Annotated in this window: 18 protein-coding genes and 2 pseudogenes; 5 read left to right on the top strand and 15 right to left on the bottom strand. The window is 55.5% G+C overall.

What is annotated here, in order from left to right; translation table 11 throughout:
• Positions 1-5 precede the first annotated feature (5 nt).
• Both LA04_RS07255 and LA04_RS07260 read left to right on the top strand, forming a co-directional pair.
• A complete protein-coding gene (locus tag LA04_RS07255) occupies positions 6-488 on the top strand; it encodes an L-2-amino-thiazoline-4-carboxylic acid hydrolase (RefSeq protein WP_047651009.1) in 483 nt (160 codons plus the stop codon).
• Positions 485-1,711 (top strand): Zn-dependent hydrolase, encoded by a 1,227-nt coding sequence (locus LA04_RS07260; protein WP_047651010.1) that lies wholly within the window; start codon positions 485-487, stop codon positions 1,709-1,711. The genes LA04_RS07255 and LA04_RS07260 overlap by 4 nt, the downstream gene beginning before the upstream one ends.
• Before the next feature lie 62 nt (positions 1,712-1,773).
• Here LA04_RS07260 and LA04_RS24090 read toward each other — a convergent pair.
• Both LA04_RS24090 and LA04_RS07265 read right to left on the bottom strand, forming a co-directional pair.
• Positions 1,774-2,021 (bottom strand): annotated as a pseudogene (locus LA04_RS24090) (KUP/HAK/KT family potassium transporter); the annotation flags it as partial.
• Positions 2,022-2,085: 64 nt separating this feature from the next.
• Positions 2,086-3,573, bottom strand: a complete 1,488-nt coding sequence (locus LA04_RS07265; protein WP_047651011.1) for an MFS transporter — start codon at positions 3,571-3,573, stop codon at positions 2,086-2,088.
• Positions 3,574-3,689: 116 nt separating this feature from the next.
• Here LA04_RS07265 and LA04_RS07270 point away from each other — a divergent pair, with 116 nt between their 5' ends.
• On the top strand, positions 3,690-4,283 hold the full coding sequence (locus LA04_RS07270) for a TetR family transcriptional regulator (RefSeq protein ID WP_047651012.1): 594 nt from the start codon (positions 3,690-3,692) through the stop codon (positions 4,281-4,283).
• 57 nt (positions 4,284-4,340) lie between these two features.
• Here the strand turns inward: LA04_RS07270 and LA04_RS07275 are convergent, their stop codons facing one another.
• The 12 genes and pseudogenes from LA04_RS07275 to LA04_RS07330 all read right to left on the bottom strand — a co-directional run bounded on the left by LA04_RS07275 (position 4,341) and on the right by LA04_RS07330 (position 17,631).
• Positions 4,341-5,780 (bottom strand): anion permease, encoded by a 1,440-nt coding sequence (locus LA04_RS07275; protein WP_047651014.1) that lies wholly within the window; start codon positions 5,778-5,780, stop codon positions 4,341-4,343.
• Positions 5,781-5,877: 97 nt separating this feature from the next.
• Positions 5,878-8,473, bottom strand: a pseudogene (acnB, locus tag LA04_RS07280) (bifunctional aconitate hydratase 2/2-methylisocitrate dehydratase).
• A 17-nt stretch (positions 8,474-8,490) separates the two neighbouring features.
• Complete coding sequence (locus LA04_RS07285; protein WP_047651015.1) at positions 8,491-9,039, bottom strand: RBBP9/YdeN family alpha/beta hydrolase; 549 nt, start codon at positions 9,037-9,039, stop codon at positions 8,491-8,493.
• 27 nt (positions 9,040-9,066) lie between these two features.
• Positions 9,067-9,942: a triphosphoribosyl-dephospho-CoA synthase CitG gene (citG, locus tag LA04_RS07290; RefSeq protein WP_047651016.1), complete on the bottom strand. Its 876-nt coding sequence runs from the start codon at positions 9,940-9,942 to the stop codon at positions 9,067-9,069.
• The gene (citX, locus tag LA04_RS07295) at positions 9,917-10,456 is read right to left on the bottom strand and encodes a citrate lyase holo-[acyl-carrier protein] synthase (RefSeq protein WP_047651017.1); all 540 of its coding nucleotides are present in this window, start codon (positions 10,454-10,456) and stop codon (positions 9,917-9,919) included. Before citX ends, citG begins: the two co-directional genes overlap by 26 nt.
• Before the next feature lie 5 nt (positions 10,457-10,461).
• Entirely contained in the window at positions 10,462-11,982 is a 1,521-nt protein-coding gene (gene citF / locus LA04_RS07300; RefSeq protein ID WP_047651018.1) for a citrate lyase subunit alpha, read from the bottom strand.
• Between the two features lie 30 nt (positions 11,983-12,012).
• Complete coding sequence (gene citE / locus LA04_RS07305; RefSeq protein ID WP_042713724.1) at positions 12,013-12,888, bottom strand: citrate (pro-3S)-lyase subunit beta; 876 nt, start codon at positions 12,886-12,888, stop codon at positions 12,013-12,015.
• On the bottom strand, positions 12,888-13,178 hold the full coding sequence (citD, locus tag LA04_RS07310) for a citrate lyase acyl carrier protein (RefSeq protein ID WP_047651023.1): 291 nt from the start codon (positions 13,176-13,178) through the stop codon (positions 12,888-12,890). Before citD ends, citE begins: the two co-directional genes overlap by 1 nt.
• A gap of 24 nt (positions 13,179-13,202) precedes the next feature.
• Positions 13,203-14,270, bottom strand: a complete 1,068-nt coding sequence (citC, locus tag LA04_RS07315; RefSeq protein ID WP_047651024.1) for a [citrate (pro-3S)-lyase] ligase — start codon at positions 14,268-14,270, stop codon at positions 13,203-13,205.
• 18 nt (positions 14,271-14,288) lie between these two features.
• The gene (locus LA04_RS07320) at positions 14,289-15,152 is read right to left on the bottom strand and encodes a fumarylacetoacetate hydrolase family protein (RefSeq protein WP_047651025.1); all 864 of its coding nucleotides are present in this window, start codon (positions 15,150-15,152) and stop codon (positions 14,289-14,291) included.
• A 71-nt stretch (positions 15,153-15,223) separates the two neighbouring features.
• A complete protein-coding gene (locus tag LA04_RS07325; RefSeq protein ID WP_047651027.1) occupies positions 15,224-16,468 on the bottom strand; it encodes an MFS transporter in 1,245 nt (414 codons plus the stop codon).
• Positions 16,469-16,542: 74 nt separating this feature from the next.
• Positions 16,543-17,631 (bottom strand): 4-oxalomesaconate tautomerase, encoded by a 1,089-nt coding sequence (locus LA04_RS07330; protein WP_047651028.1) that lies wholly within the window; start codon positions 17,629-17,631, stop codon positions 16,543-16,545.
• Positions 17,632-17,786: 155 nt separating this feature from the next.
• Between LA04_RS07330 and LA04_RS07335 the strand changes: the two genes are divergently transcribed.
• Positions 17,787-18,716 carry a LysR family transcriptional regulator gene (locus LA04_RS07335; protein ID WP_052119532.1) on the top strand — a complete coding sequence of 310 codons (930 nt, stop codon included), beginning with the start codon at positions 17,787-17,789 and terminating at the stop codon, positions 18,714-18,716.
• A gap of 38 nt (positions 18,717-18,754) precedes the next feature.
• On the opposite strand, the gene nhoA is transcribed toward LA04_RS07335, so the two are convergent.
• Positions 18,755-19,600, bottom strand: coding sequence for an N-hydroxyarylamine O-acetyltransferase (gene nhoA, locus LA04_RS07340; RefSeq protein WP_047651030.1), 846 nt, complete (start codon positions 19,598-19,600; stop codon positions 18,755-18,757).
• A gap of 108 nt (positions 19,601-19,708) precedes the next feature.
• Between nhoA and LA04_RS07345 the strand changes: the two genes are divergently transcribed.
• Positions 19,709-20,281: a flavin reductase family protein gene (locus LA04_RS07345; RefSeq protein WP_047651031.1), complete on the top strand. Its 573-nt coding sequence runs from the start codon at positions 19,709-19,711 to the stop codon at positions 20,279-20,281.
• Positions 20,282-20,287 lie beyond the last annotated feature (6 nt).

Consider the following 20,287-nt stretch of genomic DNA (forward strand, 5'->3'; position numbering starts at 1 on the left):
ATGTGATGAGTGATAATAACGAGCTGGGCATTCTCGCCCGCCGCAAAATTGAAGCAGAAATTATCAAGCCAATTTATGAAATCCTGGTGCGCGAGATAGGGAAAACCCGCGCCCAGGCGGTCATTGGCGAGGCCATTGAGCAGGCCGCGATTGACGCAGGCAAAGCGTTTGCCAGCAAAGAACCCAACGGCACGGACGTAAAGAGTTTCATCGCCCTGCAGTATCTGTGGGAGAAAGATAACGCGCTGGACGTGAAGGTGATCGACGCCGACGACCAGCAGTACAACTACAACGTGACCCGCTGCCGCTACGCGGAGATGTATCACGAAATGGGGCTGGGCGAGATTGGTCATCTGCTCTCCTGCGCGCGCGATGAAAAATTCATCGTTGGCTATGCGCCGGACGTGAAGCTGACCCGCACGACCACCATCATGCAGGGCGGCGCGTGCTGTGATTTTCGCTACCGCAGCAGTAAGGACAAGCCATGATCCGCGTCAACGCCGAACGGCTGTGGTCAACGCTTGAGATGATGGCGCAGATCGGCGGCACGCCCGCCGGTGGCGTGACCCGTCTGGCGCTGAGCGAGGAGGATCGTATTGCGCGTAACCTGCTGCGCGACTGGGCGCTGGACGCGGGTTTCGCCTGCGACGTCGACAGCATGGGCAATATGTTTATCCGTCGCGCCGGGAAAAACCCGCAGCTTGCCCCGGTCATGACCGGTTCACATGCGGATACCCAGCCGCTGGGCGGTAACTACGACGGGGTTTACGGCGTGCTGGCCGGGCTGGAGCTGCTGCGAACCCTTAACGACCATAACGTTGAGACTGAACGTGATGTTGTGCTGGTGAACTGGACTAACGAAGAAGGCGCGCGCTTTGCGCCAGCCATGCTCTCTTCAGGGGTCTGGACGGGACAGTTTAGCGAAGCGTACGCCCATGCCCGCGCGGATAACGATGGCATCACCGTGGGCGAAGCGCTGGAGAGCATTGGCTACCGGGGTGAAACCCCTGCCCGCGCCTTTCCCGTTCACGCCTGCTACGAACTGCACATCGAACAGGGCCCGATCCTTGAAGATGAGGCCATCGATATCGGGTTAGTCCGCGCGGCAATGGGCCAGCGCTGGTTTACCCTGACGCTGGACGGATTCGCCGCCCACGCGGGCACGACGCCGATGCACAGCCGCCGCGACGCGCTGACCGCCTTCGCAGAGCTGGCGCTGAAGGTGGAAGAGATTGGCTATCGGCATGCCCCGGACGGACGCGCGACGATCGGTATGGCGAAGGTAACGCCAAACTCGCGCAACGTTGTGCCGTCCCGCGTGGAATGCAGCGTTGAGTTTCGCCACCCTCTGCAGCAGGCGCTGGAAGCCATGGAAGCGGCGCTGCATAAAGTGGCTGAAAGCCTCAGCCTGCGCGGCGTCGCTGCTGCCGTTGAGCGCATTTTTGACTACGCGCCCATTGCGTTTGATGTCGAATGCCTGGCGCGTTCGGAAAAGGCCGTGGCGGAACTGGGCTATTCGTCGAAACCGATGGTCTCCGGTGCGGGACACGACGCCTGCTATGTCAGCAAAATTGCGCCCGCCAGCATGATCTTTATCCCCTGCGTGAAAGGCATCAGCCATAACGAAGCGGAAAGGATCCTGCCAGAGTGGTCGGAGAAAGGGGCGAATGTGCTATTGCATAGCGTCCTGTCCGCGGCCCTGGAGAGATAAAACGGAGCGAAAGCAGAGGAGCTCTGCTTTCGCCAGAATCTACACGGCAACGCGTCGGCTGAGATGCCGTACGCAGGGTTGAGGGCCAGCAATAACGACGGGTGTTGAACGATCCCTCGCACGCCCAGCGCAGCAATCGCCAAAAACCACAGCGCCATGAGCGGGCCAAATATTTTACCTATTCGCGCAGTGCCAAAAGGCTGAAGAAGAAACAGCGCCCGCCTTTGCCTTTCTCCACCAGAAGCGACATCAGGGTCATGATGCCCCCCTCGCCATGATTATCAATTCGCATGGCGAAGGCGGCATATTTTCCAGCAAGAGTCAGATAATCCTATAAAAAACATAGCCCATCTGCCCCACCCGCGCGCCCTGTATTACTGCGGCTTGACCTTCGCCAGGCTGAACCAGATCCCTACCGCCAGCAACAGCAGCATGCCGCCCGCGCTGCCCAGCGCCACGCTGTGCGAGGTGATAAACGCGCTTTTCGCGGCCTCAATCACCGGCTCCGCCAGCGTCGGGGTCAGATCCTGCGCCACCTTCATCGCCTCACCAATGGATGACGAGGCCTTATCGACGAGCGAGGCGTTCAGCCCCTGGGGCAGGTCAATTGACGCCGAGAAGCTGCGGGTCAACAGCAGACCAAAGATCGCGATCCCCAGCCCGGCGCCCAGCTCATAGGACATGGTTTCAATCGCCCCCGCAGCGGCGGCTTTCTCTTTCGGCGCAGCGGCCATAATCGCCGAGGTCGAGGCCAGCAGCGCGCTGGCGGCGCTAAAGCCGAGCAGAACCATCAGGGCAGAAGCCAGCAGCTGCTGCGTGCTGAAATCAAGCATCGACAGGCCGATAAAGCTAACGGCGCTGAGCCCCATTCCGCCAGCCGCGACGATGCGTAGCCCTAAACGCCCCACCAGCACACCCGCGATCGGGCCGCTAAACCCGCTCGCCACCATCAGCGGCAGCATGAACATCCCCGCTTCAAACGGCGTAAAGCCATGAACAAACTGCAGCTCCTGGGCCATCAGCAGCTCAAACCCGACCAGGGCAATCATGGCGGTCATCGCCATCACCACGCCGCTCAAAATGATGCGATGGCAGAACAGACGCATGTCGATCATCGGTACGCGAGCGCGGAGCTGAATACGCACGAAGATAAACAGCAGCACCGAGCCGGTCACCAGCGCGGAGGCGACCAGCCACGGTGACAGCGCGCCTTTTAACGCGGTTTTGGCGCTGTAGACCAGCAGCAAAATCGCCACAATCAGCATAACGGCATGGCTGATATTCAGCGGCTGCTCCGGGCGCCCCTGCTGAGGTGGCACAAAACGCGCGGCCAGCGAAACCACCACCAGCACAATCGGCACGTTGATTAAAAACACCGATCCCCAGTAAAAATGCTCGAGCAGCATACCGCCAATCAGCGGACCAAACGCCGCCCCACCGGAGCCCACCGCCGCCCAGACGCCGAGCGCAATATTCCGATCCCGCGCGTCGATAAACAGCGTGCGGATCCCGGCAAGCGTAGCCGGAATAATCATCGCCGCGCCGATTGCCAGCGAGGCGCGCGCCGCAATCAGCCACCCTGCTGAAGGGGCAAACGCTGCCGCGAGCGACGACAGGCCAAACAGCGTGCTGCCAATCATAAGCAGTCGTTTAAAACCGATGCGATCACCCAGGGCGCCCATCGGCAGCACCATACCCGCCATTACCAGCGAGTAGATATCGATGATCCACAATAATTCGTTACCGCTGGCACCCAGCGTCATGCTCAATGTTGGCGCCGCCACGTGCAGCACCGTCGCGTCAATCGCCACCGGGATATACACCAGCACGATAATCACTAACGCTAACCACTGACGAAACATAAATTTCCTTTTCATTTTAAACCTGGACACATGTCCAGATTGCGATCCTACGTAAAGTTGAACGCGTGTCCAGCTTTTTGTTACACTCGTTTCATTCCCATTGAGAGTGAGTAAAGATGCGATATCTGAGCAAGGATGAACGGCGGGAAGCCATCTTACAGGCCGCCATGCGCGTGGCGCTGACCGAGGGACTGGCTGCAATGACGGTACGCCGCGTTGCGGCTGAAGCCGGAGTCGCGACCGGACAGGTTCACCATCATTTTACCTCCGGCGGGGAGTTAAAATCCCTGGCCTTCGTACGGTTGATTCGCGAGCTGCTGGATGCCGATGTTGCGGGTAAACAGGCCGGCTGGCGGGAACAGCTCCATGCCATGCTCGGCAGCGATGACGGGAGGTTTGAGCCCTATATTCGCCTGTGGCGTGAAGCGCAGATCCTGGCCAGCCGCGATGCCGACATCAAGGGCGCGTATGTGATGACCATGGAGATGTGGCACCAGGAAACGGTGGCGCTTATCAAAGCAGGAACGGAGGCTGGGGCATTGCGTCCTGGCGATCGGGCAGAAAATATTGCCTGGCGCTTGATTGGGCTGGTGTGCGGCCTTGACGGAATGTATATCTTAAACATGCCTGAAATGGACGAAGCCGCCTTTAACAACCATCTTGATACATTAATCACGCTCGAGCTGTTTTCTGGCCCGTCTCATCAGTGATGTTGCCGGGTGGCGGCGACGCCCTACCCGGCCTGCGTTTTACCGTCTCCTGGCCCGTTAAGACTGCAGCATGCCGTGCTGCATCAGGAAACCCCACCAGGGAATGCCGAGGAACATGTGGATTAAAAACGTGCACAGCGCCACGAGCGTGCCTATTGTCCACCATGACCTGATGTCGTTATACCCGGCGGCGAAGATAATCGGCCCCGCTGCGCCGCCATAGTGCGTGATGCAACCCCCATAAGAGTTGGAAAACAGAATGGCGAGGGCAAGCAGAACGGGTGCCGTTCCGGTGACCAGCCCCACGGTGGCAAAGACCGGCACCATCGCCGCGACGTACGCCCCGCCGGAGGCAAAGAAATAGCGAACCAGCACGCTGAGAAACACGATAATAACGATGGTCATATTCCCCGCGCTGAGAAAATCGAGGTGCGTTGACAGGAAATCAGCCAGCCAGCGGAAAAATCCCTCCTTGCTCAGCGTAGCGCTCAGACCGATGATGCCCCCGTACCACATGAGGGTATTCCAGCCGCCTTTGTTTTTCTGTACATCGCTCCAGCCGATAATATTAAACAGCAGCGCTGCCCCCATCGCGATAATGGCGACGGCGGATTCATTTAGCCCAAGGTGACGCGAGAAGATCCAGCCTAATAACGCGGCGATAAAAATCACCACCAGCCCCTTCTCTTTGAGGCTCATTGCACCGAGGCTTTGCAGACCGTTGGTAGCAATCGCGACATTATCAATCTTTTTAATTTCCGGCGAGGCAACGCGGTAACAAATATAGGGGATAATACACAGCATCAATAACCCCAACGGTGCACCCGCCAGCATCCAGCCGATCCAGCTAATATGAATATGGAAAATGTCGGAAATAAGCTGTAGCGCTAACGCGTTCCCGGCAAAACCGGTTAAAAACATATAGCTGGTCGTTTTAGTCACCATATAGACATTGACCATTAAATAACGTCCGGCCTTGCGCGGTGACTCTTGTGGCGTTGAGCCTAATACCGTCGCGATACTGTTAATAATAGGGAAAACCACCCCACCTGCCCGCGCGGTATTTGAGGGCGTGGCGGGTGCCAGCACCAAATCCAGCAAGGCGGTTACATAACCCAGCCTCAGCGTCGTGCTGCCAAATTTCAGGATAAACCAGTAAGCAATCCGTTTCCCCAGACCGGTGGTGACAAACGCCGCGCTAAGCGTAAAGGCGCTAAACACCAGCCAGGTTGTGCCTGAGGCGTATCCGCTAAGAACGTCCATGGATTTCACCGGAGAATCGGGGAATTTGGTCACGGTAAAACAGGTCAATGCGACCGCGACCAGCATGATGACGGGTTCAGGATAGGGTTTAATGACCAGCCCAACGATGGCGGAAAGATATATACCTGCCAGTATCCACGCCTCTTTGGTTAACCCATCAGGTGGAGGAATAAATATTGATAAAAATATTATTACGGCAAGTAAGATTGTTTTTAAAACATTGGAGTTAAGCATATCTCACCCATGAGAAAAGGGTCCCTGAATAGCGGAGGCCGCTCCTGAGAGAAGCCCCCACCGATAAAATATCGTTTATCAAATATAAAAATGACAATTACACACTAACAGTATTGATATTAACACTTTCATTGAGCTGATATTCGGCAAGAGTATCAAAACTGAGATAGCGATAGATTTTTTCATGCGCATCATGAAGTTTATTCGTATAGTCAAAATATTCTTCCACGGTTGGCATTTTTCCCAGCATGGCCGCGACGGTGCTTAATTCAGCTGAGGCAAGGAATACTTTCGCATTCGTTCCCAGACGATGCGGGAAATTTCGGGTGGACGTTGATACCACGCTACTCCCTTCACGCACCCTCGCCTGGTTCCCCATGCACAGGGAACAGCCCGCAGGCTCGATTCTCGCCCCCGCTTTAATAAACTGATTAAAATAGCCCTCGCGGGAGAGCTGTTGGGCATCCATTTTTGTCGGCGGTGCGAGCCACAAACGCGCCTGGTTTTCGCTGGCACCGGCCATGATTTCACCCGCAGCGCGGAAGTGACCGATATTTGTCATGCAGGAGCCAATGAAGACCTCTTCGACAGGAGTGCAGGCAACTTCCGAAAGTAACCGGGCATCGTCCGGATCGTTCGGGGCGCAGACCACCGGCTCGGTGATTTCATTGAGATCGATCTCAATGACTGCCGCATATTCCGCGTCAGGATCGGCGCGGAGCAGCGACGGGTTAGCCAGCCACGCCTCGATTTCAGCAATGCGTCGTTCAAGCGTGGCGGCGTTCTCGTATCCCTGCTTAACCATCCAGGCGCAGAAGAGCCGCATTGGAGCGAAGATATTGCGCGACATTCTCTTCCGCCAGGCGCATAACGCACGCGGCGGCGGACCGTTCGGCGGAGGCGTCAGCCAGTTCAAACGCCTGCTCTGCGCTTAATGTTTCCAGGCCTTCAATTTCGAGGATCCGGCCCGAGAAAACGTTGCGCTTATTCTTTTTCTCGACCGTCAACAGTCCCTGCTTTCTGGCGTAGAGCGGAATGGCATGCACCAGGTCGCGCAGGGTGATCCCTTTCTGCATCTCGCCCTTAAAGCGCACCAGCACAGATTCAGGCATATCCAACGGCATAATGCCGGTTGCGGCGGCGAACGCAACCAGCCCGGAGCCGCCCGGGAAGGAGATCCCCAGCGGGAAGCGGGTATGGGAGTCGGCACCCGTGCCTACCGTATCCGGCAGCAGCATGCGGTTAAGCCAGGAGTGGATGATGCCGTCGCCCGGCCTAAGCGCCACCCCATTCCGTCGGGTGATAAACTGCGGCAGGGTTTCATGCAGCTGGACATCTACCGGCTTAGGGTACGCAGAGGTATGGCAGAAAGACTGCATCACCAGATCGGCTGAAAACGTGAGGCAGGCAAGGTCGGTCAGCTCGTCGCGCGTCATTCCGCCGGTGGTGTCCTGAGAACCGACGGTAGTGATTTTTGGCTCGCAATACTGTCCCGGGCGGATCCCCGCCACGCCGCAGGCTTTACCCACCATTTTCTGCGCCAGCGTAAAGCCGGTTGCGGATGGCGCAGGTGAAGCGGGCGTGCGGAATACCGCTGAAGGCTCAAGCTTCAGTGATTCCCGCGCTTTCGCCGTCAGGCTGCGTCCGATAATTAACGGGATCCGCCCGCCGGCGCGCACTTCGTCCAGCAGCACCTCGGTTTTCAGGGTAAAAGTCGTCACCAGCCGCTGGCTTTCTGTCTCACGAATTTCGCCCTTGTACGGGTAAAGATCGATCAGCATCCCGGTCGTCAGCGCGGAGACATCCATCTCTACCGGCAGCGCGCCGGAATCTTCCAGGGTGTTGAAGAAAATAGGCGCGATTTTGCCGCCAAACACAAACCCGCCGTTACGTTTATTCGGCACGTACTGAATGTCGTTCCCGATGTGCCACAGAATGGAGTTGGTGGCGGATTTACGTGAGGAGCCGGTCCCCACGACGTCACCGACGTACGCCAGCGGCCGGCCCGACGCTTTCAGTTCTGCCAGCTGGCGCAAAGGGCCACGCACGCCGGGCTCATCAGGCGTAACCCCTTCCCTGACGTTACTGAGCATGGAGAGCGCGTGCAGCGGAATATCCGGACGTGACCACGCCTCCGGTGCCGGAGACAAATCGTCGGTATTGGTCTCGCCGGGAACCTTAAACACCTTCAGGGTAATTTTTTCAGGCATGGCCGGACGGAGCGTGAACCAATCGGCATTTGCCCAGGAGTGAAGCACCTCTTTTGCCCGGACGTTGCCGCTCTTCGCTTTGGCTTCCACCAGGCTGAATTTTTCAAAGATCAGGATGGTAGAAGAGAGCTGCTCGGCGGCCAGCGGCGCGAGGTTCGGATGATCAAGAAGCTCAATCAGCGGCTGGACGTTATAGCCACCCTGCATAGACCCCAGCAGCGTTGTGGCCGCGTCGGGAGAAAGCCCGTTTACACGGTATTCCTGCAATGCCACCTTAAATAAAAAATCGGCTTTTAGCTTTGCAGCGAGATCAACGCCCGGCGGAACGCTGTGGGTTAATAAATCCAATAATTGCGGATGATATGCGGACGCATCATTTATTAAACAATGAATAAGTGCATCGGTTTGTTCCGCCGTTAACGGTTTCGCCGGAATGCCTGACTCAGCGCGCGCTTTCTGGTGCTGATGATAATCATCTAACATAGGTTCTCCTGTTAAAGCTAAAGTTGTTCGCAAAATTCTGTTAATCGTTCGAGTCCGTATGGCCATTCGCCAAAACCGGACTCAGAATTAATGTGCCCGGCCTCACCGATATCGATGAGATGGCCGCGCCAGCGCGTAGCCCAAAAGTGAGCGCGCGCAAAAGGCATCAGAGGATCGTTTCGGCTGGCAAATACCATGCAGGGGACGGGTAATGGCGTAGGCTGAATGGCCTCTTCAAGTCCGAAAAAAGCAGGCTCTGCCGGTGCGACCATCACCACCCCGGCTACGTTTATCCGCCGCGTTTGCAGCAGCCGACAGGACGCCAGCGCGCCAAAGCTGTGGCCGACGAGAATGGCGGGCAGCGGGCACATTGCCAGCTCGCGGGTAATGGCCGAAACCCAATTTTCGATATCGGGCTCTAACCAGTTTTTCTGCTGGATCCGTTTCCAGAAGGGAAAACGCCGCCCCCAGCAGCTTTGCCAGTGATGTTCATCGCTGTCTCTGAGACCCGGGACCAGAACAAGGGTGTACACCTTACTGAGCTGCTGCAGACGTTGTTCGATCATGAGGTTTTCCTGTTACGCTATTCGCGATTATTCGGGTGGCAACTGCGACAATAGCCAGCCAACGGAAATAAGATCGGCGCTACCGCCGGGGCTTAAATTGCGTTTAATAAATTCCGCGTCCATTCTGAGCAGCGCGTTAACCAATTTATCCGCCGGGAGACGTTTTATTTTTAATAACCGCCTCGAATAGCGTCTGGCGTAGCTCAGACCTTTTATTCCCCCACGGGAAACCAGATTGGTATCCGGATTCGCCGCCATCAAACCCAGCAGCATTCTTAAGAGCGCCACGTCTTCGAATTCGCCCTGACCTAACGCGGTGTGCAGGTGCGGGAGACCCGCCTGGCGAACGGTCATAAAACCGCTTGCCGCTTCCCCTCTCGCCCCGGTAAATCCGTATGTCTGGAACTGCTGCTCGCCCTTCGTTCTGGCGATGCCAGTGGTTTTCAGCTCCTGCTCAACGATGCCGGTACAGATAATGCGGGTCTCGCGGCATAAACTGCGCTGCGTGAGCGTTTCATCCCTTTGCGTCAGACGTCCCGCCGCGGCGCACAGCAGCCCCAGCGAGAAGATCCCGCCTTTATGGGTATTCACCCCGCCGGTCGCGTTAAACATCGCCTGCTCGCAGGCCAGGCCGGTCGGTCTTATGGCTCGCAGCGTTTGCGGGCCAGCAAGACGAGCCGTCTCTCTGCCAACGTTAAAGAACGTTGAGAACCAGGGCGCAATCGCCGCAATGCTGGTCATGAACAGCGCAAAATCCATGTCGCTATGCGCCCCGCTGTTTACGCAATCCACCAGACCCGGCTTCGGGGTTAAGCGAATTTCCCGATACATTGCCTCGGCAGCCAGCTCAGCGAAGGTGCGCTGAACGTCTGGCGCTTTACATCTGGCAAGCGAAGTAGTCATCGGTTAACTCCTCGATTATGCGCGCGAGTTCGGCCTGCGAATGACGCCGCGCACGAGAGCAAACGTGGGCCGGTTCATGACAGATAAAGCAACTGCGCATCGGCTGCTGGATGGCGTTTCTTTTCAGCAGCCCCTTTTTCGGACAAAGCACGTCGATGTCCCACAGGCGCCCCAGAGGATGGTTATCTTCCAGATGCGCCGTGACGTGTTTTATCATCCACGCGGGTGCCGACACCGACCAGAGCGCTTCGGGGCCGGAGACCGGCTGCAGGATCTGATGCCGGCACACCGTCCACTGATGGGTGCGGAATACTTCGCCGAGCGCCTGATCCGCGGCGGCCATCACCCGTCTGGCCAGGTCGGTATCCTTCACCTCCCCCGGCCAGACCAGCGTGACGGATACAACCGTATGTTCCGACTGAAACAGCCACGCCTGCTGGCGACGGGCTCGCTGCTCTCTGGCGCTTAACACCTGTTCCAGAGAGACTTTCGCGTTCGAGGCTTTATCCGTCATGACGATTACTCCTTCACCTGACGAACCACGTCAATCACGCTGCCGTCGCGGTAGCGCACCACGCCGACGATGCGGTCAGTGAACTCAACAGACTTAGGTTCACCCGAGATGAGCAGCGCCTTTTGATACAACGCGTCGATGTCGACAACGGCCAGCCCGGCGTTAATCAGGCGTTCGCGAATTTCCGGGCGCGCCGGGTTAACGGCAATACCGTGATCGGTAACCAAAACGTCGATACTTTCGCCCGGCGTCACCAGGGTGGTGACCTGCCTGACGACGGTAGGAATGCGGCTGCGGATCAGCGGCGCAACCACGATGGTGAGATTTGCCGCCGCGGCGACGTCGCAGTGTCCGCCCGACGCGCCGCGCATCACGCCGTCGGAGCCGGTCAGGACGTTAACGTTGAAGTGGGTGTCCACCTCCAGCGCGCTGAGGATGACCACGTCCACCCTGTCGCAGCAGGCGGCTTTTGCGGCCGGGTTCGCATACACGTTGGTGGAGATCTCCACGTGGTCGGGATTGATGGCCATGGAGGCTGCTGCCGCGCCGTCAAAGCTTTGCGTATCGAGAATCTTTTCAATTAACCCTTTCTGATGCAGATCGACAATGCTGCCGGTGATCCCGCCGAGCGCGAAGCGGGCGACAATATTGTGCTTGCGCATGCGGGTTTCCATAAACCGCGTGCAGGCGGTTGACGCCGCCCCTGAACCGGTCTGAATGGAAAAGCCGTGGCGGAAGTAGCCGGAGTGTTCGATAACGTCGGCCGCAGAGCGGGCAATCATCAGCTCGCGCGGATTACTGGTCACCCTGGCGGCGCCGACGCTGATTTTTGCCGGGTCGCCGACGCTCTCAATCTGCACAACATAGTCAACCTGATCCTGAACGATACTGGCTGGCAGGTTGGGGAACGGCTTCAGGGTTTCGGCGAGCAAGACCACCTTTCTGGCATATTTCGCGTCAACCATCGCATAGCCGAGAGAGCCGCACTGCGAAGTGCCGCCGTTGCCGCTGGCATTGCCGTATTCGTCGCTGCATGAGACCGCCAGAAACGCGACATCAATGGCAATTTCGCCCTGCTGAATCAAATTCACCCGCCCGCCGTGGGAGTGGATCTGCACCGGCTCGTCCATCAGCCCGTGCGAAATCGCATCCGCCAGTTCGCCGCGCATCCCGGAGGTGTAGATTTTGCCGATCACGCCGTTGCGAATGTGCGCGATAAGTGGCGAATTGCACGACATCAGCGAGCTGGACGCGAGCGTGATCCCCTTTAAGCCGCGCTGGGCCAGCTTATCCATCACGTAATTGATGACCTTATCCCCTTCACGAAAGGCGTGATGAAAAGAGACGGTCATGCCGTCATGCAAATCGCAGCGGGCCAGCACATCGTCCACGCTGGCAAAGAGTTTGCGCTGATACTTTTGCTGGCTGTCAGCAAGATAAGGCGTCGTCGCGTTAGCGCCGCTGAAGGCGACGTACTCACGGCGAGAGCCAGGAATGTGGTGCAGGGTTTCAGTTTGGTTTTTCATTTTTCATCCTGTCGCTTGCGATAAAGGGGATTACTGACGAATGCCGGAGGCATTTTTACGTTCGATCACGACGCGGGCATGGTTGATGATTGGCGCATCGATCATTTTTCCGTTCAGCGAAATCACCCCCAGTCCGTTGCGTTCACCCTCCTCTGCGGCGGCAAGCACGCGCTCTGCATAATCCACCTCTTCCTGCGTTGGCGCGTAGGCGTTATGAAGAATTTCAATTTGTCGTGGGTTAATCAGCGATTTTCCGTTGAAGCCCATCCGGCGGATGAGATCCACTTCTTTCAGGAAACCGGCCTCGTCGTTCACATCGGCGTACACCACGTCGAAGGCGTCAATACCGGCTCCGCGCGCGGCATGTAATACGGCGCAGCGGGCATAGAACAGCTCTGTCCCGTCGCCCCGCTCGGTTTGCATATCCATCACGTAGTCAAAGGCGGCCAGCGCAATACCCATCAGGCGGTCGGAGGATTTCGCAATGGCGACAGCGTTAATCACGCCAACCGCAGATTCTATCGCCGCCATTAATTTCGTTGAGCCAACGGGACGTCCGCAGGTTTCTTCAATGCGGACGATTTCACGTTCGAGCTGATGAATATCTTCCGGGGAATCGGTTTTGGGTAAACGAATGACATCGACGCCCGCCCTGACGGCAGCTTCCAGATCTTTTAATCCAAAAGGCGTATTCAGCGGATTAATTCTGACAACGGTTTCAATATCGTTGTACATCGGGTGTTGCAGGGCGTGAAATACCAGAAGGCGGGCGCTGTCTTTTTCTTTTAGCGCAACGGCATCTTCCAGATCAAACATTATGGAATCAGGCTTGTAGATAAATGCCGTTGATAGCATGGCGGCACTCGAACCGGGAATAAATAACATACTGCGGCGTAACTTTTTCATTATAACGTTTCCCATGCAATGTCTTCCCGGGCCATTCCTCTGAGCAGAGCAGCCTGCACGCGGGCGCGGATCACGCAGTCCAGCGCACCTTTATCATCAATAACGACAAGCCCTTGCTCAATGTTGAACGTGGCCAGGGTTTCATTGACAACCTCAGTAATTCGGTCGCCAAATTGCTTATACACTTCGCTCTGGATGACCACATCCAGCCCGCTCTCGACGGGACTGACCTTGACCATCAGGTCGCTGGACTCCAGCGTTCCCGCCATTGCGGCTTGCACAATTTTCATATCATTTTTCCTGTGATAACGCGGTTAAACCGCTGCCGACATCGGTTCAGAAAAACAAGGCTGATGCTGTACCTCTTTATTCAAAAACGCGCGCGTGGTGGCTGGCACCATGCGGCTGGCAGCAGTGAGTTTGTTTTCATCTAATAAACGACGAACGGCTGAAGCTGAGACCGGCACATTATTGCCATCCGTTCTTCTTTCTATTTCGTGTACGCTGATTCGCGCCGCTGAACACGCTTCGTCTTCCAGCCAGCGGTGCATCGCCCGGTTATATTCCGCGGTTAACGGGCAGAACGGCTCGGTACCGACAAAACGATGATTAATATTCAGCGCGGGGGCGATAAAACTTCTGAACAGCATGAGGTCAATGGCGGCATAGGCTTTATCGATGACCTGCTTTTCCTTAAGGAAATAGCCCGGGAATGTGCCGCGAGAAATAATATATGCCGATCCCGGATGCACAGTGACATTTTGCAGATGCCGCGATCCGTCTTTGACCATCGCAAACCGTTCCTTAAAAGAAAAAGCGGAGACATCTTCCTGCACTACGAAAACATGCAGCCAGTCGCACCGGCTGGCCGCATGCTCGATAAGATATTGATGGCCCAGGGTGAACGGATTCGCGTTCATCACAATCGCGCCAGTGTTTTGCCCCGGCACGAAATGATGACGACGCAGCTGGCTGCAGTAACGATGAATACCAACCGGCGTATTCTCCATTAACGCCGCACAGTTCTCGATCGTCACCAGGGGATAAAACCCGCATCCGCGAAATGACTTTACGTTATCCGGGCGGGTAAAAAGAAAGAGCTGATGTTCGCCGTTTTGTGCCGCCAGCAGCTCGGCTTCATGAATTAACGTCAGGCTTAACGACGTGCCCCGCCACCCGGCATCCACGGCGATGCATTTCAGCGTGTTACCCGCAATGCCGGTGCAGGCGACAAGCTGGCGCTGATAGCGCGCAGCGATAAATTGCTCAATATCGTTATCAATGCCTAAACCGTTGCGGGCCAGGAAGCGGGCTACCTCCTCTCTGGCCAGAGCGTTACCGGCTTTAATCACCTCAAATTCTGGCGTGATGGCGGTGTACATCGTCTCTCTCCTGAGCGTCTAGACGGTTAATTCTTGCTGCTGGGGTTGCGCTTCCACGATGGTGTTCATCAGGCGGCCAATGTTTTCAATTTCGACTTCGACGCGATCGCCATCGCGCATAAACAGAGGCGGATTACGTTTTTTCCCGACGCCGCCGGGCGAGCCGGTAATGATGACGTCCCCGGCGCTGAGGGAGGTGAACGTGCTGATGTAGGCAATAAGATCCGCCACTTTGTGGATCATGCTGCCGGTGGAGTCATTCTGAACCAGCATGCCGTTCAGCCAGGTGTGAATGGTCAACGCGTGAGGATCGGGGATCTCATCCGCCGTGGTCATATACGGGCCAAAGGCACCGGTTTGCTTCCAGTTTTTACCAGCGGTGAACCAGGCGTGCTGCCAGTCGCGGACGGAACCATCCATGTAGCAGCTGTAGCCTGCCACGTGGCTGAGCGCGGTATTGACGTCAATTCGGGAGCCGGGTTTACCGATGATTACGGCCAGCTCGCCTTCGTAATCAAACTCGCTGGAGAGAACCGGTTTTAAAACCGGCCGCGCATGTCCGGTTTGGGAATCAGGAAAGCGAATAAACAGCGTGGGAGCATTATTCGTCTCGGCAAATTCTTTTCTTTTTTCAGCGTAATTCATCCCAACGCAGAATATCTTTCCCGGTTCTTCTATCACGGGCAGGAAGGTAATGTCTTCAGGCATCATATCCACAGGGCAATCGTGATATTGCCTGGCGACGTCAACCGCATCCCATTGCAGAAGGTCTTTTAATGTCGCATAGTGATGGCCGATTTTATTACCCAGATCGATAATGCCGGACTGTGTATAAATTCCGTAACTTTTACGGCCCTGATGAATATAGCTTGCTAATTTCATAATAATACCTGCTTGATATACGTGCTCATTCTGTGTTCACGCCCGGAGGCGTGAACACATTGCCATGCTATTTATTCAGCTGACTGCGCTGGAACCAGTACCTGTTTATTACCGGATGCCAGATACGTTGCCACCACAACGCCCACGCCCAGTAATGCCAGAATAAATCCGGTCATCCCCTGCCAGCCCATTGAGTGGAAGACAAAACCGTTGATAAAACCAATAACCGAACCGCCCATGTAGTAGAAGAATAAATAGAGCGCGACGGCCTGGCCTCTTGCATGCGTTGCATTTTTACTGACCCAGCTTAAACCGATAGAGTGGCAGCCGAAGAAACAGCCGGTAAAAATCACAGCGCCAACAATAAAGGTGACGACATTTGACGTCAGCGTCAGCAGCATCCCTAAGGCCATTATCAGGAACAGCACGCGCAGGACTTTCATGGCGCCATATTTCGCCGATAAGCGACCTGCCTGTGGAGCGGTAAAGAAACTCAGGGCGAAGCTAAAGGAGAGCAGACCCGCGTTTGCCGGTGAAATATGGAACGGCTCGCCTTTCAGGAAGAAGGCCAGATAGTTATAAAGTGAGGTAAATGCGCCAAAAATAATGAAGCTGATAACAAACGCCAGCGCCAGATTTTTGTTTTTGAAATGCGATGCCGCCCCTTTCACCATGCGCATTACATTAAGATTCTGCGTAGGCGTGAAGTTCTTCGATTCTGGCAGCAGGAACTTCACCAGAATGGCAACCGCAATCAGGCTGACCGCAAACCCGTAAAAGATGACATTGATGGAAACGTGATCGATCAGCTGGCTGGCAACAATACGCCCGGACATTCCGCCCATCGAATTACCGAAGACGAAATATCCCGTCACAATACCTGCCGCCACCGGGGCGACCTCTTCACTGATGTAGGCGGTTGCCGCCGCCGCGATGCCGCTCAGCGCCAGACCAATCACCGCACGTAGCGCCACCAGCATTGCCCAGGATTCTACCAGCGGGCAGAGCAGCGTCAGAATGCCGCCCAGCAGGAGAGAGACGATAATTAACCGCTTCCTGCCATAGCGATCGGATAACGTTCCGGTAAACAGCAGCCCAATTGCCAGCAACGCTGTTTCTGCGGATAAGATAATACTCACCTGGCTGACCGGAACATTATATTCCACAGCAAGTGTCGGGAGCAGTGGCTGAATAAAAAACAACGAAGCAAGTTCCGCAAGCCCGGATAAGGCCAGCGCCAGAATGACGCGAATATGCGCGCTGGCTTTTACCGGGTCGGGAGCTTTCAGGGTATTGTTAGCATGCGTTAACGCCATAATAACCTCAGTATTATAGTTAAGGTACAGGGTGTATTTTTGTAAGATGGTTAGCTTTTTAGTTACGACTTTACTTAATCAACTTCAGAGAGCAGTTTTTCTGGCACGCAAACAACGCCTTCAAATAATTTGCGCGACGTACGAATAACCGCAGCCCGGGTATTTTCGATATTATTTCCGTTCCTCAGCAACGATACGGATATTTTTCCACTGGGGTGTTCAATATCAATAATGTTGGTAAAGCGTTCCTTTGGACGATCGGCAACAATTTTAGCGGCGACGGAGCCTTCAATAATCGTCGCGGTTGAGATACCAATCGAGCCGGTAATCGCCAGCGATTTATGGCAAGTATGCGGCATGAAATAGCGCACCTGAAGCGTGCCGCCGTTACGCGCCCGGCTAAGAAGAACCGGTTTAGGGATCACTTTGTTGGACACGTCCCCTAAGCCCATCGCCGCGCCAGCCTGACGACGCAGGTTCTCAAGCCTTTCTTTAAACGCCCTGTCGCCATCTAATTCTGCCGGTGACTCCCCGCCTGTTTTGCCCAACGCCGAGGCGTCAATCAGGACCATCGGCATCGCCATATCTATACAGGTAACTTCAATCCCGTCGAACACGTTTGTTACGCTGTCCGTTGGCAGCAGTTTTCCGGTTTTCGACCCCGCAGAATTCAGGAAGGTTAAGCCAATCGGTGCCGCTGTACCCGGCACACCATCGATCTGGGTATCGCCTTCATATTCGACCCGATAGTCAGGTGTTTGCACTTCCGCGTCGACCAGTGTTCCGGTGTTCAGATTGCGAATACGCACCGTCGTCACCGGGCTTTGCGCCTTGACCAGCCCCTTTTCAATGGCAAAGGGCCCCACGGCACAGAGCATATTGCCGCAGTTAGGCGTGGTATCAACGCGACGTTCGTTCACCATCACTTGTGCGAACAGATAATCCACATCCGCGTCCGGACTGTCGGACAGACTGACGATCGCCACCTTACTGGTTTGCGGACTTCCCCCGCCAATACCGTCAATTTCGAGTTCATGCCCCGCGCCCATCAGGCTGAGTAAAACTGCATCACGCGCTTCGGTTTCCTCTGGCAGATCGCTGGCCAGAATGACCGGACCTTTTGAGGTACCGCCACGCATTAATACGCAAGGGATCTTTAACATGTCTTTTTTCTCATTTCGCGTTTATCAGGAACGCAATAAGGTTTTCACACTCCCGTTGATAACTCTAATGTCAAAAAAAGCAGGATTAATACGCTTTGCGTATTAATAGCCCTTGCGTTACCGTGGGTATAGGCAAGCCATAATCAGGTGCGGATATGCAGCATGAATTACAGGGAATACAAGCGTTTGTAAAAATTGCAGAAATCGGATGCTTTACAAAAACATCGCAATTTCTTCACATTTCACAACCGGCTTTAACACGCAGAATTCAGAAGCTCGAAGAGAGCCTGGGGACCACGCTGTTTGAACGGTCCACGCGCAGCGTCAAGCTCACAACCGTGGGAAGAGAATTTTTACCTAAGGCAAAGAATTTAATCGATTTTTATGAAAGCGCGGTCCTGAGTATTAAAGAGATGGCGACGCATCAGGCAGGGGTTATTACCGTTTCCTGTATCCCCACTGCTGCTTTCTATTTTCTGCCTTCAGTGATACGAGATTATAACAATGACTACCCAAACATCCGTATCCGCATACTTGAGCACAGTGCCAGCGATTGTCTCGAAGCGGTGTTAAATGGCGACGCAGATTTCGGCATAAATATGATAAACGTCACACATCCTAATATCGATTTTGCGCCGCTGGTTAACGAACCCTTTGTTCTGGCATGCCGACGGGACAACGAGCTGGCGAAAAAACCGCTGGTGACATGGGACGATCTGGCAGGGATGAAGCTGATTGGGGTAAGGCGCTCCAGCGGGAACCGATCGCTTATCGATCAGGCGTTCGAGAAGATGGCATGGAAACCGAACTGGTTTTATGAAGTACGTCACCTGTCAACGTCGCTGGGGATGGTGGAAGCGGGTCTTGGCGTGTCTGTCGTTCCCAGCCTGGCGATGCCGACCGACGAACATCATGTCCTTGTCAGCCGTCCACTGATTGAACCCGTGATAAGGCGTACGCTGGGCCTCGTGCAGCGGCGCGAAACGACCCTGAGTCCGGCGGCGGAAAAATTCCGGGAGCTGATTTTACATCTGTGGTCAGGCGAAAACAGCAGCCCCTGGATCGGCAAGTTTACTCAGCTATAAATTCTGGAACGGTAAAGGGGCCTGTGCCCCTTTGCGTATTATTTCCCGGCCTGAGGATGTGTTTCAAAGCCCGCCATTACCGCCGTCAGCTCCGCCAGCGAAAATCCGTGTTTTGCATCCTCAACGCCCAGCCCAAAGCGTTCCTGCATCAGCTGGTAAAGCGCCTCCGCATCCGGTAAATGGATCTGCTCCTCCACATGGCCGTTCCGCCAGTGGGTAAAGTTGAAGTTGGTTAGCGTAAGCTTGCCGCCGTCCGGCAGATGGCGACACATCAACAGATGATGACGGAAATGCGACTGCGGCCAGTGCGCCGACCAGAAATTCCCCATTACGTAATCGCTAAAATACTGCGTCGTCAGGTCAAACTGGTACATCGACTGCCAGTGCTCGTGGTGCCGGAACTGCAGCACCCAGTCGTTCCCCTCGCTCAGCAGACGATACAGCCCGTGCGGCGTCTCCTGTTCTTCATTAGCGAGCAGTCGAATCGGCGCCGTCAGCGTCTGGCCGCCAAACCCCACATCGGCTATCCAGCGCTCACCGTTAAGCTCAACCAGCAGCAGACGGTGCGTGCGCGGCGGCATTTGCGGCGGATTCGCTAATACCACCCGTCCCAGCACGCTACGCACCGTAAACCCGACCTCGCGCAATACGCGCTCGAACAGGCCGTTTTGCTCAAAGCAGTACCCTCCGCGACGTGCGGTGACCAGCTTGTCGACCAGGCATCGATCGTCAAGCTGGATTTCGCGCGGCAGAACGACATCAATATTCTCAAAAGGGATCGCACAGTTGTGATGTAAATGCAGCGCGCGCAGGGTATCGATATCCACCCGCGTCGGCTGCGTCCAGCCGATGCGGGCGAAATAGGCGGTCAGGAATGGGGACATGCATCAGTTTCCTTTGATTGTGATGTTCTGTTTATAAACTAATTTTACGCACTCACTTTGATTTCCGTGCTTTTTCGTCATACTCATCGGTGTAGATGAGGAGATCCTATGAGCCACTTTCGCCCTGTTGAATTACGTCATGCCAGCCGTCTGCTGAACCACGGCCCTACTGTGCTTATCACCAGTCGGGATGAAAGCCTGGACAGACGCAACGTGATGGCCGCCGCATGGTCAATGCCCGTTGAGTTTGAACCGCCGCGCATCGCGATAGTCGTGGATAAAAGCACCTGGTCGCGTGAACTGATTGAGCGCAGCGGGAAGTTTGGCATCGTCATCCCCGGCGTGGCGGCGGCCAACTGGACATACGCGGTCGGTAGCGTCAGCGGACGCGATGAAGACAAATTTAACTGCTACGGGATCCCGGTCGTGAACGGTCCTGAGCTTGGCCTGCCGGTGATTGAGGAAAAATGCCTGGCGTGGATGGAGTGCCGGTTACTTCCGGTGACAGCCGCGGCAGAAAAATACGATACGCTGTTTGGGGAAGTGGTTTCAGCGGCAGCCGATGAACGCGCGTTTATCGACGGGCGCTGGCAGTTTGACGGGGATAAGCTGAATACGCTGCATCATCTTGGCGCCGGGACGTTTGTGGCGAGCGGAAAAATGGTGAAGGCGCTGGATTGAGAAAAC

Source organism: Enterobacter sp. UCD-UG_FMILLET (assembly GCF_000762975.1).
Taxonomy (GTDB): Bacteria; Pseudomonadota; Gammaproteobacteria; order Enterobacterales; family Enterobacteriaceae; genus Enterobacter; species Enterobacter dykesii.

Bases quoted from the DNA above. Each gene is read 5' to 3' on its own strand.
- LA04_RS07325 (WP_047651027.1), bottom strand. From the start codon at position 16,468: ATGGCGTTAACGCATGCTAACAATACCCTGAAAGCTCCCGACCCGGTA.
- LA04_RS07320 (WP_047651025.1), bottom strand. From the start codon at position 15,152: ATGAAATTAGCAAGCTATATTCATCAGGGCCGTAAAAGTTACGGAATT.
- LA04_RS07260 (WP_047651010.1), top strand. From the start codon at position 485: ATGATCCGCGTCAACGCCGAACGGCTGTGGTCAACGCTTGAGATGATG.
- citC (WP_047651024.1), bottom strand. From the start codon at position 14,270: ATGTACACCGCCATCACGCCAGAATTTGAGGTGATTAAAGCCGGTAAC.
- LA04_RS07255 (WP_047651009.1), top strand. From the start codon at position 6: ATGAGTGATAATAACGAGCTGGGCATTCTCGCCCGCCGCAAAATTGAA.
- citX (WP_047651017.1), bottom strand. From the start codon at position 10,456: ATGACGGATAAAGCCTCGAACGCGAAAGTCTCTCTGGAACAGGTGTTA.
- LA04_RS07335 (WP_052119532.1), top strand. From the start codon at position 17,787: ATGCAGCATGAATTACAGGGAATACAAGCGTTTGTAAAAATTGCAGAA.
- citF (WP_047651018.1), bottom strand. From the start codon at position 11,982: ATGAAAAACCAAACTGAAACCCTGCACCACATTCCTGGCTCTCGCCGT.
- LA04_RS07345 (WP_047651031.1), top strand. From the start codon at position 19,709: ATGAGCCACTTTCGCCCTGTTGAATTACGTCATGCCAGCCGTCTGCTG.
- LA04_RS07275 (WP_047651014.1), bottom strand. From the start codon at position 5,780: ATGCTTAACTCCAATGTTTTAAAAACAATCTTACTTGCCGTAATAATA.
- LA04_RS07330 (WP_047651028.1), bottom strand. From the start codon at position 17,631: ATGTTAAAGATCCCTTGCGTATTAATGCGTGGCGGTACCTCAAAAGGT.
- LA04_RS07285 (WP_047651015.1), bottom strand. From the start codon at position 9,039: ATGATCGAACAACGTCTGCAGCAGCTCAGTAAGGTGTACACCCTTGTT.
- citD (WP_047651023.1), bottom strand. From the start codon at position 13,178: ATGAAAATTGTGCAAGCCGCAATGGCGGGAACGCTGGAGTCCAGCGAC.
- LA04_RS07265 (WP_047651011.1), bottom strand. From the start codon at position 3,573: ATGTTTCGTCAGTGGTTAGCGTTAGTGATTATCGTGCTGGTGTATATC.
- nhoA (WP_047651030.1), bottom strand. From the start codon at position 19,600: ATGTCCCCATTCCTGACCGCCTATTTCGCCCGCATCGGCTGGACGCAG.
- citE (WP_042713724.1), bottom strand. From the start codon at position 12,888: ATGAAAAAGTTACGCCGCAGTATGTTATTTATTCCCGGTTCGAGTGCC.
- LA04_RS07270 (WP_047651012.1), top strand. From the start codon at position 3,690: ATGCGATATCTGAGCAAGGATGAACGGCGGGAAGCCATCTTACAGGCC.
- citG (WP_047651016.1), bottom strand. From the start codon at position 9,942: ATGACTACTTCGCTTGCCAGATGTAAAGCGCCAGACGTTCAGCGCACC.